Raw genomic sequence first — 17,643 nt, 5'->3', positions numbered from 1 at the left:
GAACCTCAAGCCGAGCTTGAAAAATTAGAAAATGCGCTTCCCCCAAGCCAATCCCAAACAGAGAATCAAAGATTCTAGAATCACCCAAAGTCACCCTTTTGCCAACCAAACACCAAAAAAGAGAATCCAATAGATTTTAGAATTGCATAAGGGGTGGTTTGCTCAAACCAACTTCAAAAGAAAAACTCCAAGCCAAGCTTGAAAAATTGGGAAATGTGCTTTTGCAAAACAAACTCCAAAAAAGAAACAAACCTTTTAAGAAAACAAAAACCCCTGTGCCTGTGTTTTATCCAAAGGCTCAAGGGTATGGATCTCTTCCCCAATCTGCACGCGATAGCTTCGAGCTGGATCGGATTTGCCATAGCCTAGAGCGATCCTCCCTGCGAGTGTTTTGTCCTCATTGGTTGCGTTTTTTTCCACCAAGCCAATCGGACCTACGCAATCTAGCAGTGTGATTCTCTCCATTTGCGAATGAGGAATGTCAAGCTTGTGGTTTTCCTCTTCGTTTCTTGCGATGACGCACCTTGCACCATTTGGAAGCTTCATATAACGCCCTGCTTTGACAAGTGCAACATCTTCAAACACCATTCCGCGATGTGCTTGCAAATCTTTGATTTTGTTTGCCACGCTTGTGTCTGTGAGCAGACAACCGCCTCCGGGCTTCTCAAAATATTTCCACCCATAATTTTTGATCATTTCCAACTGCCTACTCCTACCACGCCCTTGGACATCTAGCAGTTTCTCGCGATCCACCCAACCCATAAGCTCAGGATAGCTAGGCTCTAGAAGCTTGGCACTCATCGGACGCAATAGCAACGCATCGAGAGTTTTTGGCTTGGCAATACCATCTCCATTTGGATCGACCAAATGGCGGAACTCCTCTTCTTCCCCCATTTTTCTCACCAAAAGCTTGACTTGCTCTAGTGCCTCTTTTCGCTGACTTTTGGGGCGTTGTCCCAAAACCTCGCCACTGATCACAAAATCAGCCTCAAGCTCAATCAATTTTTTAAACGCATTTCTAAACATATTGGCGTGGCAATCCACACAGGGATTGAAGTATTTGCCATAACCATATTTGGGGGCAAACAACACTTGATCAAAAAATTGTTTGCGGATATCGACGCTGACAAATTCCACACCGATTTGGGCTGTGGCGTTTTGAAAATATTGGAGTTTGTCTTTGTTGCTTCCAAAGCCGATGTTGAAGTTGAGGGCAACCACTTCAATCCCTTGCTCTTTGAGCAGCTGCATACTGATGAGACTATCGCAACCACCGCTAAATAAGGCTAAAGCTTTCATTTGTTTTCCTTTCTCTGATCTGTGAAATACAAGAACGATATTTTGCAATCAATTCTAGTTTTTGATTATAACTTATGCCCGTTTCTAGTGGAATCGTTTTGAGTTTTTTCTCATAAAAATTCAGCAAAAATGAGAAAACTTGATGTTGGAACTCTTTCTCTGTTAATGCTTTGATGTCTTCGTTGATCCTGATACCAATAAGCGTTGGGTGCTCTAGCTCTCCTTGGAGAATCAGCTCAAAGGCACTTTGATGACTCTCAAAGCATTCTGCCTGTAGATATTCCAAAGCGAGTTCAAGATAGTGCGGGGATTCCAAAATGCTTTTGATCAAAACGAGTTCGGCGAGATTGGCGTGTTGTTTTGAGGCTTTGGGGGCTTTGGGGCGTTTGATGTTGATGAGGTGGGGCTGGATTTTCAAAAGTTTGGCAGTGAAATGCTTGTATTCCTCTTGGATCACAGGGCTTAGTGAGCGTAGAAACTCTAGGCATTCTTTGAGGGCGTGTTCTTTTTGAATCGGGTTTGTGAGATCATAGGCTTTGCTGATCTCTCTCAAAACAAACTCTACAAAAGGAATCGGGGAGGCAAAAAGTCTCCGCACCTCTTGCTCCTGCTGTGCCAAAATCATATCCGCAGGATCGGCTCCATTTGCAAAAATCACGACCCCTCCGTCTTTGCTATTAGAAGCTAGAAGTTTGCTTGCTTTGAAAGCGGCGTTGATCCCTGCTTTGTCGCCGTCATAGCTGACAATGATTTGGGGTTCGCCTTTGTTGAGTAGGGGCAAATGATCAGGCGTGAGGGCTGTGCCAAGAGTGGCTACGACATTTTGGAATCCTGCTTGGTGGAGCATAATCACATCCAAATAGCCTTCAGTGATGATGATTTGCTTTTGGCTATAGATTTTTTCTTTGGCAAGATGATAGCCATAGAGGAGTTTGGATTTGTTGAACACTTTGGTTTGTGGGGAGTTGATGTATTTGGCACCCGCGTTGTCTAGACTTCTGCCACCAAATCCGATAATCTGCCCATTGGGAGAACAGATAGGAAACATAATGCGATTGAAAAATCGTGCATACACCCTCTGATCATCCTCCCCCAAAATCCCTAGCTCGATCGCCTCTCTGCGTGCGTTGTATTGATCAGCAAGTTTGACACTCTCAAACCCCGCACCACAAAACCCAAGATGAAACTTCGCGATACTCTCTGCAGTCAGCCCTCTTTTGCCAAGATAGTCCAAAATCTCTGGAGAATGGGAGAGCTTGTTTTGATAAAACTCTGCGACTTTGTCCAAAAACTTGAAATCTACGCGTTTTTGAGATTTGGTGTATTCCAAAGTGAAACCAACCAATGAGGCGATTTTTTCGATAGCTTCTGTGAAGCTTAGTTTTTCATACTCCATTACGAATTTAATCGCATCTCCACCGACACCACAACCATAGCAATGGTAAAACCCTTTTGATGGGCTGACCATAAAGCTTGGGGTTTTTTCATCGTGGAATGGGCAACACGCACTATAGTTGGCTCCTGATTTTTTGATCTGGATATAGTGGCTAATGATGTCGATAATGTCAATCAGAGCTTTGAGTTGCTGGATGGAAGCTTCGGCAATCATTGGAGTCCTTGATGAGGATTGTTGTGGTGGTATTATATTGCAAAATATCAAAGCCCATCAGTTTTGCTGTGTTTCTAGTGGTTTCAATCCATATTAACTCTTGCTGTTGCATACAATCACGGCAAACCGCCTCTCAAACCAAGCGATCCCTAGAATCTCCACAAAAACCCTTATCAATCATCAAACCTTACTATTTCAATAAAAATAAAACTTTGAGATTCGGCAACCTGATTCTTTGCTTGAGATTGCCTTTGCAGAAGCACACTTCTTAGTCATTGAAACTTGCTGTGCTTTTTTCTATAAGGGGGACAAGGGGGTTTATTGCGAGGCACCCCCCTTATCCCCCTTAAAATCCCCCAAACCCCTGCCCGCTTTTTGTGTGTTACCCACATTAGTTTGACTTTGTTTAGATTCTTTGGTGTTTTGAGTTTGATTCTAGATTTATTGATTTGAATCTAGATTCTTAGAATCTTTGTGAAAAGTTTTGTTTTTGATTTTTGAGAATCTCTTTGCAAACTCTCAAAAAACTCTAATCAATCATCAAACCTCACTATTTCAATATAAGCACAAACAACTGCTGACCAAATCAACCTTGTAGAACCAAAAAAGATTCCAAGTCAATGTAATCTTGAACGAGCCTTGCTAATGCAATGCTGGGGTTATGGGGGTTGTTAAGGGGGATAAGGGGAACGCTGCTTTAAGTTCCCCTTGTTCCCCTTAAGAAAAACTCCAAGCCAAGCTTGAGAAACCAAAAGCCGTGCTTTTGCCAAAGCAACTTAAAAAGAAAGAATCCAAGAGATTCTAGAATTGCTAAAAAGCGTAATCTCCCCAAGCCAGCTTCAAAAGAAAAACTCCAAGCCGTGCTTGAGAAATTGGGAAATGTGGTTTTGCAAAACCAACTTTAAAAAGAAGTTTCAAGCCAATCTTTAAATCACCTCAAATCTGTGCTTTTGCAAAACCCCAAAAGAGAGCAGATCGCCCCCTTCCCCCCTCCCTCCTATCAGCTATTCGCTCCGCTCTCTATTTTCAAAGGAGCTTTTTCTTGCGTTTTTTCTTGCTCTTGAGCTTTTGCTATTACTTCCCCAAAGCTATATCTTGCTCCAAGATTCATTTGCCATTGTGTTGAGAATTTATTCCCAAAGCTCTTTTCAAAATCCACATACACTCTTGTAGATTCTTTGATTTTCACATTACTCCCCATATTTAGCACAAAACGCCCATTGGAATCATAAGATTTGATAGAGCTTTTTTTGTTGTTGTTGATGAAAGTGAAGTTGTTCTCTCCCCCTGCCAATACATCATATTCACAAAAACTTCCAAGATAGAGAGAAACTCCCCAATCCTCTCCTTTGAACTCTTTGCCCACATCTGCCCCAAGTCTTGAACGCATAAGAAAAACAGAATCTTGAGTGATTTCAAAAGGATTAGCACCAAATTTGTCTTTGAAATCAGAGGAGCTCAAATAACCCAGTCCTATTTCTATTTGAGGAGTGACAAACCAATCTTTTGCTTCTCCAAAGTCATAACGATACCCCACCTCATTGGAGAGCAAAAAAGTGGCGTTAGTCGTATGCCCTTTTGTAGCTCCATTGTTAATCATAAAATCTGAAGCAAGATAGCCAAACTTCAAGACGCTATCGTTATACAAACCTATATCGCTAAAATATGAGTTATACACTGCGATTTCAAAACCTTGAGATGTGATGTCATCCAAACTCTTATCCCCTAGCTTACGCCCTTTGCCATTTGAGTGTGCATAAGAGAGGGCGACTCCTGCATAAGTTTTGCCACCCTCAAACACAAAGGCATAATCATAGCCACTTTGCAAAGTCACATAGGTGCTTTGGCTTCCTATGCCAAACTTTGATTCTTGTCCTCCAGCAAAGATTCTAGCCCATACCCCTTGAGTGTAGGGGTTGCCCCTCAGATCACCCAGTCGTTTATTGATAGAGTTGAAGTTGGCGGCAAACAAATCATAGTTGATTGCAAGGGCAGAGGAGGCAATTTGTTGGATAACAGAATCAGCTCCTAGTGATTTAACAGATGTAAGGAAGTAGGTGGTGTAGTCACCCCCTGTTTGTTCTGTGCCATCTTTGGCAGTTTCTTTGCTCTCAAATGTGGCTTCTATCACTTCTCCATTGATAGATTTTTTTGATGTTGTGTTGAATTTGACTTTTGCTGTTTCTTTATTTCCTGCTGTTGTGTTTCTAATTGTAGCAAGAGCGATGTTTTGGGTTGTGGCTTTTTGTGAAAGCTTTGCGACATCAGCATTATCCACAAGCAATTCAAGGGTTTGATTCTCTGTGGTATTGGCATTTTCAATCACAATGCGATCTGCATAGGAGTCAATCTCTGTTTCCAAAGTCAATTTTTTTTCATTTGAGGAGGCATAGAGTTGGAATGTGTAGCCATTGCCCTCAAGCCCTGTGCCACCTGTGCCAATGGTGAGACTATTGTATTTAGTGCTATTTTTATTGCTAGAGAGATTTATTGTGGCGTTGGCTTTGTCCAATGTCTTGAGAGTTTTGATGTTATTGTTTGTTCCGCCAAGATTGAGAGCGGCAGTGCCTCCCACAAACTCCATTGTAAGTTTTTCCCCATTTGTTATACCATTAGTGATACTTGTTGTGGATGTTGTGCCAGCTTTGCCAAGTTTGAGAGTGGCATCTGAGCCACTGAATCCAAGAGTTTTGATTTTGTTGTTTGTGCCCTCCAAAATAAGGGTGGTGCTACCTCCAAGAGTTACTTTGAGATTATCGCCAGTGACATTGTCTGTGAAAGTTGCCTGATTAAAATCTCCTACTGCGAGTTTTAGCTCTCCATATTTTCCCTTAGGGACTTCAAGTCGTGTGAGTCTGTGTTGATTGTCAGAAGTGTTTTTAAAGATGAGTGTTGCTTCTGCCCCTTCGCTTTTTCCATTCAAGACCACATTGATTGTCCCCTCTCCTGTGATCGCTTTATCAAGGCTAAGGTATCCATGTGTTACTTCAAGATTTAGAGTTTTTCCAGCTCCTACGCTTACTGCATCAGAGATAGAAGCTGTGCCACCATTTGCAATGGCAAGAGTGCCTGCACTAGCTCCACCAAATGTAATGGTTTTGAGTGCATTTGTTGCTCCATTGAGCATAAGGGTAGGAGTGCCTCCTGCGAAATTGACTTCAATATTGTGAGTGATGCTGTTGCCTTTTATAACACCAATCGTTGTGTTTCCATTTTGAAGTGCAAGGGTGGCTTTCTTATCGCCTGAAGCAGTGGTGGTAAGCGTAGTGATTTGATTGCTGTTCCCTTGCAGTGTGAGAGTGGCACCCTCTGGAAGTTGAGTAATGTTGGTTTTAGCACCATTGCCTGTGGTGATATTTCCTGTGATCGTGATATTGGTAAAACTAGTGAATCCTAATTCTGTTTCTACACCATTTCCTTTTGTTGTGATAGCACCATTAATCGTAATTTCTTGCTCTCCTGTTCCAATAAAATCAAAACTGCTTTTGAGATTTTGCTTTTTGCCAGCTTGTGTATCTGCCCCTATTGTGATATTTCCTTTGATATTACCTTGCAGTGTGGCATCAAATGTGTCTTGAGTAGTATCAGACTTTTCTCTTTCTTTGCCTTTCACTTCAAGATTGCCTTGCAAGGACATTCCACTTGTTGCCCCCAAATTAAGACTCATTTTGGGAGTCTTGTTGCTTGTTTGAGCAGTAGAAAAATCAAAAACTAGAGTGCCCATTCCACCACTCCCCATTTTCAAGCCCTTGGTTCCTGTGCCTAGAAATAAGTGCGTATCCCCTGTTTTTCCTACGATAGTCACTTTGTTGCTACCTTGCTTTGTTGCCGTGACATTGCTTCCAGTGCCAAACTGAAAAGCCAATGTTTCCAAAGCAGAATTATTGGTGAGTTGTGGTTGATGGAAGCCACCTGATTCTATAAACTTAAAACTCTCATTGCCCCCATCACCAACATTTAAAGGCAAACCTACTTTTGTCAATGCACTCGTTGCAATACCCACTCCTGTGCAAATCCGTGCCTCATTGGTAGCGTTATCGCAATCCCCAGCACTCACCACACTAACACTCAATGCCAAAGCCAAAGAGCTAGCCACAAGGGGTTTGAAAAATGAGAGGGTTGGTTTGGTAATCCTAGTGATTTTTTTGTCTCGTGTCATAGGAAATCCTTTCTTGACTTTTTCTTAAAGTGGCTTCATTGTATAACAAAAGTTAATGAAAGGTTACTGAAATTAAAAAAGTGTAAAAAAATATTATTTTCTTTTAAGATATAAGGAGGGAGGGGGCTTTGGGGATAGCTCCCCAAATATTTTAGTTTGCACTATCGCTTGTGTTTTCTATTTTCAAAGGAGCTTTGTTTTCTTGTGTTTTCTCTTGCTCTTGCTCTTTTGCCACTGCCTCCCCAAAGCTATATCTCGCCCCTAGATTGACTTGGTAGCGTGTCCTAAACTTGTCCCCGAAGCTTTTCTCAAAATCCATATACACCCTTGTGGATTCTTTGATTTGCACATTGGCTCCGAGATTTAGCACGACGCGACCATTGGAGCCATACGACTCAGCGATGCTTTGGCTTCCGCTATGCAAAAATTTGATATTGTTTTTCCCGCCTAGCAGTGCATCATATTCGTAGAATCCTCCCACATACAGAGAAGTCGCCCATTTCTCGCCCCTAAACTCTTTGCCTAGACTTGTCCCAGCCCTTGAGCGTAGCACAAGGATATTTGCCTGTGTGGCTTCAAGGGTGTTTCTATCAGGTTTGGCATTGAATCTAGAGGGATTGAGGTAGCCCAAACCGACCTCTGCTTGAGGATCGATGAACCAATCTTGCGTTGCCCCAAAGGCATAGCGGTAGCCCACTTCATTGGAGAGTAGGAGGGCGATGTTGTCGATTTGGCTTTTTGTCGCACTGCTACTGATTTGGAAATCTGAAGTGATGTAGGCAAACTTGGCAATCGTGTCGTTGTATAAGCCCACTTGGCTCACATAGGAGCTATACACCGCGATCTCAAAGGCTTGAGAGTTGATACCATCTAGGCTCACGATTTTGTCTCCACTTGTGGCTTTGCGACTTGTGCCTTGCGATCTTGCATAGGCGAGTGCAACCCCCACATAGTTTTTTGCATTTTCTAGATCAAGTGCGTAGTCATAACCGCTTTGCAAAGTCACATAGGTGCTTTGGCTTCCTATCCCAAAATCTGATTCTTGATTGCCTCCAAACACTCTTGCCCATACGCCTTGAGTGTGTGGGTTGTTGCGGACTTCTCCTAGTCGCTTGTTGATAGAGTTGAAATTGGCTACAAACAAATCATAGTTGAGCGTTAGGGCGGAGGAGATGATTTTTTGTGTGGTTGGACTTGCTCCGAGCGTGATGAAATTGTCTAGGAAGTAGGTGATGTAGCCGTTGGAGGCTGTGATTTTGCCGTGTTCGTCGGTGGGTTGTTGGCGAGTGATGACTTTGATCGTCTCTCCACCGATGTCTAGGTTTTGGATCGTGAAATCCACTAGAGGGACAGAGGGAGCACCTGTCGTGCTTTTCACTGTGGCGACTGCGATATTGCCATCTGTTGTTGTGCCTCCACCTTGGTAGGTAATTTTTGAGATTTTTAGTGGGTCGATGATGACTTGGAGATTTTCGCTCACTTGGGTGCCTTCAACCTTATGAACCACGATACGATCAGAATAGGCGTGTCCGTAGGGGCTTTCTGCTTTTGTGGCTTCTCCTCCAATCTTGCTATCTGTTGCACCCTGTTTTGCACTAGGATCTACAAAAACTTGGAAGGTGAGATTGCTTGAGGCAAGTCCTGTGCCAGTGCCACTTGTTTCTCCAATCGTGAGGAGGTTGAAATTGTGGGCGGTGTTTGTGGGGGAAGCCTCTCTAGTTTTGGCAGGATAAGTGCCACTTGCTAGATCAATGAGAGATTTATCATTGCCATTTAAAGTTTGAATTGTAGTCTTAGTTCCCCCTGTCAATCTAAGAGTAGCTCCTGCGACACTGGTTGTGGCAATGGAATTATTCCCTTGCAAAGTGAGGGTGGAGTCGTTGTTAAGCGTGATGTTGTTAGCACCATCTCCACTTATTGCTTTGGTGATGATTCCAGCTTTGCCTGCACTCACTTCAATTGCTGTGGCTTTGCTTGCTTGTGTGGTGATCGTGCTATCAAGTGTGCCATTGCCGGTGAATGTGAGATTGGTTGTGCCATTGTTTGTGAGATTGCCTGTTAGAGTGAGTGTTGCAGAATCAGCTTTGGCATTAGAGCCAATATTGAGATTGAGGGTTTGTGTGTCTGTAACGCTCACTTGAGTTTCAATCGTCGTGTTTGCACCCTCGAGATTGAGCGTGCCTGTTGGACTGCCTGTTCCAAGTGTAAGGGTTTTGATTTGATTGTTTGCCCCTTGCAAAGTGAGGGCGGAGCCGTTTTTGAGGGTGATTGTGTTCTCCCCTGCTCCGCTTATTGCTTTGGTGATGATTCCAGCTTTGCCTTCAGCAACTTCAATTGTTGTAGTTTTGTTTGCTAGCGTGTTGATAGCACCATCAAATTTGCTATTGCTTCCAGCAAATGTGACTTTCGCTGTGCCACCATTCTCTAATCCACCTGTTAGAGTAAGGGTGGAATTGTTTCCAGTGCTAGATCCAATATTGAGATTGAGAGTTTTATTTTCTCCTACGCTCACTTGAGTTTCAATCGTTGTGTTTGCACCCTTGAGATTGAGGGTGGCTGTTGTGGGATTTGTTGTTCCAAGTGTAAGGGTTTTGATTTGATTGTTTGCCCCTTGCAAAGTCAAACTCGTTTGGTTGCCAAAACTCACTTCTAGATTCTCTCCTGTGGCATTGCCTGTGATAGTGGTGGCTTTTGCAGTGCCATTTCCTGTAAGGAGCAGTTTCCCATATTGTTTTGCCGTAAGGCTTGTGAGTGTGTTATTCTCTCCTTTTACCTCAAGAATGCCTTTGCCACGCTCTCCATTGAGAGTCACTCCAACTTTTCCACCTTCTGCTTTAAGATTATTTGTAAAACTAAGTTTCTCTCCTTTTACTTCAAGTTTTAGGGCTTTGTTTGCCCCTACACTTACTGCATCAGCAATCGTTGTGGTAGTGTTGGTAGTGTCCGTGATCAGTGTGCCTGTTGGATTGCCTGTGCTACTAAGTGCAAGGGCTTTGATTTTATTTTCTGTGCCTTGCAAAGTGAGGGTAGAGCCATTGTTGAGAGTGATTTCATTTTCTCCACCATTTTCAGTAGTTACTGCTTTGGTGATTGTTCCTGATTTGTTTGCTTCAACCTTGATTGTGGTTTTATTTGCCTTTGTGGTGATCGTGCTATCAAGTGTGCCATTGCCAGTGAATGTGATATTAAGCCCTGCTCCATTATTCTCAAGATTATTTGTTAGGGTGAGTGTTGCAGAATCGGTTTTGGTGCTAGAGCCAATGTTGAGATTGAGGGTTTTACCACTTCCAACATTCACTTCATCTGTAATCGTTGTTTTTGTGCCTTCTGTGGTGAGGGTGGCTGTTGTATGATCTAATGTAAGGCTTTTGAATTGATTATCATTGCCTCGCAAAGTAAGGGTGGATTCACTTGTTTCACTACCCTCATTGTTGAAAATGATTTTATTTTGCCCACTACCACTAGTAGTAACATTTTTGGTAATGATTCCAGATTTGCCCTTATCCACTTTAACTTCACTCAATGCCCCATTACTTGTAGTGAGTGTTCCATCAAAAGTTCCATTTGTCCCTGCAAAACTAATCGTTGTATGGGCTGTAGCAGGGGCGTTGTTGGTTACGCCACCTGCAGAGGTTAATTTTGCATTATCGCCTGAAAGTTTGATCGTGAGTTTGTTCCCACCATTCACTGCGATGGCTTCTGTGATGGTGCTATGCCCAGTTCCACTTTGTTCTAAAGTGAAATTTGTGTTTTTGGCATTACCTCCTGTTTCGCCATTTCCTAGTGCAAGGCTTTTGATTGTAGCTTGCGTAGAGTTATTGAGTTTTAGTGTGGAAGTTGTAGCAGTGGATTTGACTTGCAAATTGTTATTCACAATACTATCAATGGTGGTGGTTTGAGCTTCTGGAGTTGTTTTGTCCTCCAAAAGCAATATAGAGTTTGGATTCTCCGCTGTTAGTGTGGTGATAGTATTTTGGCTTCCTTGAAGTTTCAAGGTTGCAGAACCTAATGCTGATATGAGATTGACATTGATTGTTGCATTAGTGACACTATTACCTTTTTTGAGATCGTTTTTGAGAGTGAGAGTTGTGTTGCCATTGCCCTCGCCTTTTAACTCCAAAGTAAGAGAATCATTGGCATTAGTGAGCGTAGTGGCATCTGTGATTGTGGTTGTGCCTCTTGTAAGGACAAGTTTCCCGGTATTGCTTCCGCTACTTCCATTGTTGAGTATAAGTTGTTTGATTGTGTTGTTTATTGTTTCATTTGAAATGATGTTGGTTGGATTCAAAGTAAGGGTGGAGTCGCCTCCTAGTTGGATGGTGAGCTTTTCTCCATTTAATTGTTTGAAGATTGTGGTTTCATTTTTTGTGCCACCGCCATTTGTCGTGAGTATAAGAGTGGCGTTTGTGACACTTTTATCAAGCGTAACTTCATTGATTTGGTTTTTTGCTCCTTTGAGAGTGAGTGTTGGACCACCACCACCTCCAGCCTCATTTGTGAAGCTAATATTGTTTTCTCCACCATTTTTTGCGGTGATACTGCCAGCGATAGTTCCACTTTTTCCACTAGCGACTTTGATAGTGGTGGTGGCTTTTGCCTTTGGATTTTTGTCTGTAGCAGTGCTAGTGTTGATTGAGCTAGTAAGTGTTCCACTTGTTCCATTAAAATCAATCACCGCTTTTCCATCGCTATTTGTCAAGTTGTTTGTTAGAGTGAGATTGGGACTTGCACCTTCAAACTTTAGCGTTAGAGTATGCTTGCTGTTTGTCACACTCACACCTTGTGCAATCGTTGTATTGCCTGATTTTAGAAGTAGTGTTCCGTATCTTGGAGTGTTTTTATTATTTTCAAGTGGGCTTTCAACGATTCCTAGTCTAGTGATTTTGTTTTCTCCTGCTGCAAGTTCAAGGATTCCTTGATTCTCTCCACTTCCAGTAAGATAGGCATTGATGATTCCACTACCTGTGGTTTTGAGTGCATTAGTTAGAGCGAGTCTTTGCCCTGTGACTCTGAGATCGAGGGTTTGAGTATCTGCAACACTCACTGCTTGAGTGATTGTGGTGCTTTTACCCGCAACGATAAGTGTTCCTTTTGTATTAGCCCCAAATTTTAGGGCTTTGAGTTGATTATCCACGCTATCATCTGCTTTGCCGATAGTGAGGTGCGATTCGTTTTTGTCAAACTTCACTTCGAGTTTGTTACCATTTGTAACTTGATAAATCGTTGTTTGTTGATCTATGGGTTTTGTGCTGCTAGAATCTCTAGTTTCGCCTTTGCCTCCTGTGAGTTTAAGAGTAGCTTGAGTAACACCTGAATCTAAGTCAAGCTTAGTGATTGTGTTATTTCCTCCACCTAGTGTGAGGGTAGAGCTGTCTTTTTTGAGAGTGATGTTGGTTTTACTCTCTGGGGCTGTGGTGATATTGCCTTTGATTGTCCCATTTTTATGAAAGGCTAATTCTGTTTCTACACCATTTCCATTTGTTGCGATTGTGCCATCGATGATAGCTTCTTGCATTTGTCCTGCTACTTCAATAAAATCAAAAAGGCTTTTGAGATTGTATTTTTTGTTGGATTGTGCTCCAGAGCCAACAGAGATGTTTCCTTTGATATTGCCTTTGAGTTGTGCTTCAAATGTGTCTTGACTAGTATCATCCTTTGCTTTTGCTTTTGCTTTTGCTTTTGCTTTTGCCTTGCCTATGACTTCAATATTGCCCAACAAAGAAACCTGTTTGTCTGTGTCGGTGCCAGTGCCCAAATTGAGTGTCATAGTATGATTATCTGAACCTGTGGTGTTAGTAAAATCAAAAATTAGAGTGCCTGTCCCACTCCCCATTTTCAAGCCCTTGGTTCCTGTGCCTAGGAATAAGTGCGTATCCCCTGTTTTTCCTGCGATAGTCACTTTGTTGCTATCTTTTGTTGCTTTGACTTGTGCGTCATTGCCAAATTGAAAAGTCAGTGTTTCCACTAAGGTTGATGTGGTAGGGCTGCCATTTGATATGAGTTGCGGTTGATGGAAGCCACCTGATTCTATAAATTTAAAACTCTCATTGCCTCCCCCACTAATTTTTAAAGGCAAAGTTACTTTTGTCAAGTCGCTTGTAGCACCCATCCCTGTGCAAATCTGTGCCTCATCGTCAGAGGGGTTGCAATCCCCAGCCCCACTCGCCCCACTCACACTCAATGCCAATGCCAAAGAACTAGCCACAATGGGTTTGAAAAAAGATGAAGTGTTTGGTTTGGTGTTTCTTATGTCTCGTGTCATAGGAAATCCTTTCTTGATTTTTTCTTAAAGTGGATTCATTGTATAACAAAAGTTAATGAAAGGTTACTGAAATTAAAAAAGTGCAAAAACATATCATTTTCTTTTAAGGTTCAGATAAGCTACAGAGGGGTAGCGGTGGTTTCAGGATCTTTTTGCAAAAGTATGGTTTTGGCGATTCTTGGTTTGCCTGCTCTCTTTTTGGGGCTTTGTTTTGCAAAAGCACTTTTTCTAGTTTTCAAGCACGACTTGGATTCTTTCTTTTAAAGTTGGCTTGAGCAAACCACCCTTTATACAATTCTAGAATCCTCTAGGATCTCTCTTAAGGGGGGCAAGGGGAACTTATAGCAGCGTTCCCCTTATCCCCCTTAACAACCCCCATAACCCCAGCATTGCATTAGCAAGGCTTGTTCAAGATTACATTGACTTAGAATCTTTTTTGGTTCTACAAGGTTGGTTTGGGAAGCGGTTTCCTATTGATTTTTTGAAGTAGTTGGGTTTATAAATTGATCAGGGGTTTTTATGGAGATTCTAAAGATTCTAAGAAATAAATGCAAAAACTAGAATCAAATCAATAAATCTAAAATCAAATCAACAAAACAACAAACAAGAATCAAACTCAAACATTGCACTCTATCGTTGTGTTGTCACACAAAAAGCGGGCAGGGGTTTGGGGGATTTTAAGGGGGATAAGGGGGGTGCCTCGCAATAAACCCCCTTGTCCCCCTTATAGAGAAAAAGCAAAGTTGGATTTGGTGATTAGAAAGTGTGCTTTTGAAAAAGCAATCTCAAGCAAGATTTCATCAAATTTGAAAAACCAAGAATCCGTGCTTCATTCAAGCCAAGATTCGACAACTCAACAATCACCAAAGAGTATAGAGCCTCTCAAGCCAATTTCAAAAACAGAATCAAGCCAAGCCTCAAGGCATTGGCACACAACATTTGGCAACAAGTTTCTGCAAACCCCATTGTAGAGAAAACCAAAGGCATTTGGGGTTTTGCAACACTTCAAAGATATGCTAGAATGATAAAAACCATCCACACAAAACACAAAGGACAGAAATGAAACCACATATTTATGTTGTTGTTCCATTTTATAATGTTGAAAAATATCTTCAAGATTGCATTCAATCCATACTTCATCAAAGCTATCAAAATACCTCAATCATTTTAGTGAATGATGGAAGCACAGACAAGAGTGGAGAGATTGCCAAAAAATATCTAAACCATTCACACATCACTTTGATTTGCAAAGAAAATGGAGGTTTGAGCAGTGCAAGAAATGCCGGAATTGAAGAAGTGTTGAAAAATAATCCAAAAAGAGATGATATTCTAGTTTTTCTTGATTCTGATGATATGATAGGTGAAGGTTTTTTGGTCTCTATGGTAGAAAATGCCACAAAATATCCTGATGCAGATATATTGCTGGGGGGAGTGCAGTTTATAAGCGAAGAAGGCAAACCATTGGAAAGATACACAAGGCAAGACTCAAGTTGTAGAGCGATGGAATATCTTGCTTCAATCGAAGGAAATTATTTTGCTTTTAGTTGGGGGGGGGGGGGATAAAAATGAAACTTGTGCAGGATAATGACTTAAGATTTATCGAAGGGATTATCAATGAAGATCTTATTTTTGGCTTCCAACTCTTTCTTGCCGCAGATAAAATTTCTTTTTTTGATGGTGTATTTTTATACCGCCAAAGACAAGGCTCTATCTCTTGTATAGAAACTTTTTGGAAACATCCTAATGATTTAATATTTAAATCCTATCAAACAAATTGCAATTATTTGCTTTCTCTCCTAGATCAACAAGAGCTAATTGCAATCCATCCCTTAGTTAAGCGTTGCTTAAAAAGCTGTGCCCAAGCTCCTGTGTCTTGCTGGCTTGAAAACCCCACTTTGGCAAAAAAACAAGATCTCGCTCGACTTTTGCCTTATGCGAAACTTAAAACTAGACTAGCCTATCATTTCCCGTTTATTGCAAAATATGTGCAAAAACTGCTTAGGTTTCTAAAGAACCCAAAATGAGAAGACAAGAGTTAGAGAATTTTTTGAAAACACAGACGCCAAATGCCACGCTACTCTATGGCGATGGGGTTTTTTGGATCCAACACTATGCGTCTCAAATCGCCAAGCAAACAACACAGCCAGAAAATATTTCAAAATTTTATTTTGGCGAATATGATTATGCTTTGGTGCTTAGTCTTTTGGGGCAATCCTCGCTTTTTGGAGATCGCACTCTTGTGATTCTAAAAATAGACAAAAAGATTTCCAAAAAAGAGCTACAAGCACTAGTGAAAGCCACACAAAGCAATACGGACAATTTTTTGCTCATCGAGTTTTATCACAATGAAGCCAGAACCAGCGGAGAATACTCCAAAGACTGCAAAGAAATGGCAAGTGCTTTCAATGGAGCGGGTGCGATTGAAGTGCGTTTCTTCAAACCCAGCCTGCAAGAATCCCAGCTAATACTTGCACAAAAAGCCAAAGAACACCAGCTCCAAATCAGTGGGCAAACCCTCACCTATCTCCTCAACCTCCAAAACGGAGACCTCGGCATTGCCCTCAAAGAGCTTGAAAAATTCAGCCATTACAACCACCAAATCACGCACAAAGACATCGACGCACTTTGCTCTAGTCTAGGCAATCTAGAATTTGATGATTTGCTCAAAGCATTGCTAGAAAAAAAACAAGTCCTCCCTATCTATGCCCAGCTTGAGGAAGAGGGGCTCGATGAAATGGAATTGCTCAATGCGATCGCTTCTTATTTTTATCGACTTTTTGTAATTTTTGCCCATATGCGTATCAGCGGTAACATCGACCTCAAAGAGATTTTGGGCTACATCCCGCCAAGACATATCGCAGAGAGATATACGCGTGAGGCAAGTTCTTTGCGTGAGTGGCAATATCAACATATCTTTGAGGCTTTGCTAGATTGGAGATTGGCAATCTTTGCGGGTAAGGGCAAGGCGTTGAACGCAATCATCGCTTTAAATAAACTTCAAGAAATTTTACGCTAAAATGCCGAGCTTTTTATTTTAAAAAGACCTTGCCTGATTGATCATCAATTAGGCTAAAAATCCACAAGGAGCTTTAATGAAACATTATGAAACGATGTTTATCCTCAAGCCCACTCTCACAGAAGAAGAGATAAAGGCTAAGATCGAGTTTTACAAAGAGGCGATTACAAAAAATGGCGGTGCGATTGAAACTTGCCTTGATATGGGTATGAGAAACCTTGCCTATGAAATCAAGAAAAACAAACGCGGTTATTATTTTGTGATTTATTTCAAGGCAGAGCCTGCATTGATTCTAGAGCTTGAGAGACTTTATAGAATCAACGAAGATGTTTTGCGATTTATTGTGATCAAATATGTGAGCAAAAAAGAGCAAAAAGCTTGGGAAACTTTGGTGGATAAAGCCAACAATCCTGCAAAATATGCCAAAAAACCCAAAAAAGAAGAGTCTAAGCCTCCGCGAGAAACAGCGAAACAAGAAACAGAGGCTGTAGAAACTGCAGTGGCAACACAAGAGGTATAACCCAAAGGTTGGAATATGTATAACAAAGTGATTATTGTTGGGAATCTAACGCGTGATGTGGAGTTGAGGTATTTGCCTAGTGGCAGTGCGATTGCGACACTTGGTATCGCTTCAAATCGTCGCTACAAAAAACAAGATGGCACACAAGGCGATGAAACTTGTTTCGTGGATGCGAAGCTATTTGGACGCACTGCAGAAGTTGCCAATCAGTATCTTAGGAAGGGGAGCAAGATTTTGATTGAGGGGCGTTTGACTTTTGAGAGTTGGACAGACCAAACTGGAGCGAAGCGTTCTAGACACATCATCACCGCAGAGGCTATGCAAATGCTTGACACGCGTGCAGACAATGGCTCGTATGCTCCACGCAATAACGATACGCCGCCTCAAGAGGACTACACAAGTGCCAATTACGCTCAACATAACCCAACACCAAATCATCAATATACGCAAAATATTCCTGAAATCAATATTGATGATGACGAAATCCCATTCTAGGAGTGAAATATGGAAAAGAAAAAATATTCAAAACGCTATTGCCGATACACTGAAGCAAAGATTGAGTTTATCGACTACAAAGACATCGATATGCTCAAATACTCTCTCTCAGAGCGTTACAAAATTATGCCAAGACGCCTAACAGGCAATACGAAAAAATGGCAAGAACGCGTAGAAAAAGCGATCAAAAGAGCAAGACACATGGCTCTGATTCCTTATATCGTTGATCGCAAAAAAGTGGTTGAAAATCCATTTAAACTTTCATAAGGCTTCCTAGCCTTAT

At 41.7% G+C, this 17,643-nt stretch carries 10 protein-coding genes; 6 read left to right on the top strand and 4 right to left on the bottom strand.

Annotated elements, in window-relative coordinates; translation table 11 throughout:
- Positions 1 to 255: 255 nt before the first annotated feature.
- From BBW65_RS05100 to BBW65_RS05085, 4 genes are all read right to left on the bottom strand, one after another.
- The gene (locus BBW65_RS05100) at positions 256 to 1,299 is read right to left on the bottom strand and encodes an argininosuccinate synthase domain-containing protein (protein ID WP_066340618.1); all 1,044 of its coding nucleotides are present in this window, start codon (positions 1,297 to 1,299) and stop codon (positions 256 to 258) included.
- Positions 1,277 to 2,908, bottom strand: coding sequence for a DNA primase (dnaG, locus tag BBW65_RS05095; protein ID WP_066340615.1), 1,632 nt, complete (start codon positions 2,906 to 2,908; stop codon positions 1,277 to 1,279). The genes BBW65_RS05100 and dnaG overlap by 23 nt, the downstream gene beginning before the upstream one ends.
- A gap of 1,000 nt (positions 2,909 to 3,908) precedes the next feature.
- On the bottom strand, positions 3,909 to 7,067 hold the full coding sequence (locus BBW65_RS05090) for an autotransporter outer membrane beta-barrel domain-containing protein (RefSeq protein ID WP_066340613.1): 3,159 nt from the start codon (positions 7,065 to 7,067) through the stop codon (positions 3,909 to 3,911).
- Between the two features lie 151 nt (positions 7,068 to 7,218).
- Positions 7,219 to 13,329 (bottom strand): autotransporter outer membrane beta-barrel domain-containing protein, encoded by a 6,111-nt coding sequence (locus BBW65_RS05085; RefSeq protein WP_066340610.1) that lies wholly within the window; start codon positions 13,327 to 13,329, stop codon positions 7,219 to 7,221.
- 1,059 nt (positions 13,330 to 14,388) lie between these two features.
- Here BBW65_RS05085 and BBW65_RS05075 point away from each other — a divergent pair.
- From BBW65_RS05075 to rpsR, 6 genes are all read left to right on the top strand, one after another.
- The gene (locus BBW65_RS05075; protein ID WP_066340604.1) at positions 14,389 to 14,892 is read left to right on the top strand and encodes a glycosyltransferase family A protein; all 504 of its coding nucleotides are present in this window, start codon (positions 14,389 to 14,391) and stop codon (positions 14,890 to 14,892) included.
- Positions 14,893 to 14,894: 2 nt separating this feature from the next.
- Positions 14,895 to 15,353: a hypothetical protein gene (locus BBW65_RS05070; protein ID WP_066340602.1), complete on the top strand. Its 459-nt coding sequence runs from the start codon at positions 14,895 to 14,897 to the stop codon at positions 15,351 to 15,353.
- Positions 15,350 to 16,345, top strand: a complete 996-nt coding sequence (gene holA, locus BBW65_RS05065; RefSeq protein ID WP_066340599.1) for a DNA polymerase III subunit delta — start codon at positions 15,350 to 15,352, stop codon at positions 16,343 to 16,345. Before BBW65_RS05070 ends, holA begins: the two co-directional genes overlap by 4 nt.
- 76 nt (positions 16,346 to 16,421) lie before the next feature.
- Positions 16,422 to 16,865, top strand: a complete 444-nt coding sequence (gene rpsF / locus BBW65_RS05060; protein ID WP_066340596.1) for a 30S ribosomal protein S6 — start codon at positions 16,422 to 16,424, stop codon at positions 16,863 to 16,865.
- A 15-nt stretch (positions 16,866 to 16,880) separates the two neighbouring features.
- Complete coding sequence (locus tag BBW65_RS05055; protein WP_066340593.1) at positions 16,881 to 17,360, top strand: single-stranded DNA-binding protein; 480 nt, start codon at positions 16,881 to 16,883, stop codon at positions 17,358 to 17,360.
- A gap of 9 nt (positions 17,361 to 17,369) precedes the next feature.
- Entirely contained in the window at positions 17,370 to 17,627 is a 258-nt protein-coding gene (gene rpsR, locus BBW65_RS05050) for a 30S ribosomal protein S18 (protein WP_066340590.1), read from the top strand.
- Positions 17,628 to 17,643 lie beyond the last annotated feature (16 nt).

The organism is Helicobacter enhydrae (assembly GCF_001693335.1).
In the GTDB taxonomy this organism is placed as follows: Bacteria; Campylobacterota; Campylobacteria; order Campylobacterales; family Helicobacteraceae; genus Helicobacter_G; species Helicobacter_G enhydrae.
Note: the sequence above shows the minus strand (reverse complement) of the source record. Positions and strands in the feature narration are given on the sequence as shown.

Bases quoted from the DNA above. Each gene is read 5' to 3' on its own strand.
- BBW65_RS05070 (WP_066340602.1), top strand. From the start codon at position 14,895: ATGAAACTTGTGCAGGATAATGACTTAAGATTTATCGAAGGGATTATC.
- BBW65_RS05075 (WP_066340604.1), top strand. From the start codon at position 14,389: ATGAAACCACATATTTATGTTGTTGTTCCATTTTATAATGTTGAAAAA.
- rpsR (WP_066340590.1), top strand. From the start codon at position 17,370: ATGGAAAAGAAAAAATATTCAAAACGCTATTGCCGATACACTGAAGCA.
- BBW65_RS05085 (WP_066340610.1), bottom strand. From the start codon at position 13,329: ATGACACGAGACATAAGAAACACCAAACCAAACACTTCATCTTTTTTC.
- rpsF (WP_066340596.1), top strand. From the start codon at position 16,422: ATGAAACATTATGAAACGATGTTTATCCTCAAGCCCACTCTCACAGAA.
- dnaG (WP_066340615.1), bottom strand. From the start codon at position 2,908: ATGATTGCCGAAGCTTCCATCCAGCAACTCAAAGCTCTGATTGACATT.
- BBW65_RS05090 (WP_066340613.1), bottom strand. From the start codon at position 7,067: ATGACACGAGACAAAAAAATCACTAGGATTACCAAACCAACCCTCTCA.
- BBW65_RS05100 (WP_066340618.1), bottom strand. From the start codon at position 1,299: ATGAAAGCTTTAGCCTTATTTAGCGGTGGTTGCGATAGTCTCATCAGT.
- holA (WP_066340599.1), top strand. From the start codon at position 15,350: ATGAGAAGACAAGAGTTAGAGAATTTTTTGAAAACACAGACGCCAAAT.
- BBW65_RS05055 (WP_066340593.1), top strand. From the start codon at position 16,881: ATGTATAACAAAGTGATTATTGTTGGGAATCTAACGCGTGATGTGGAG.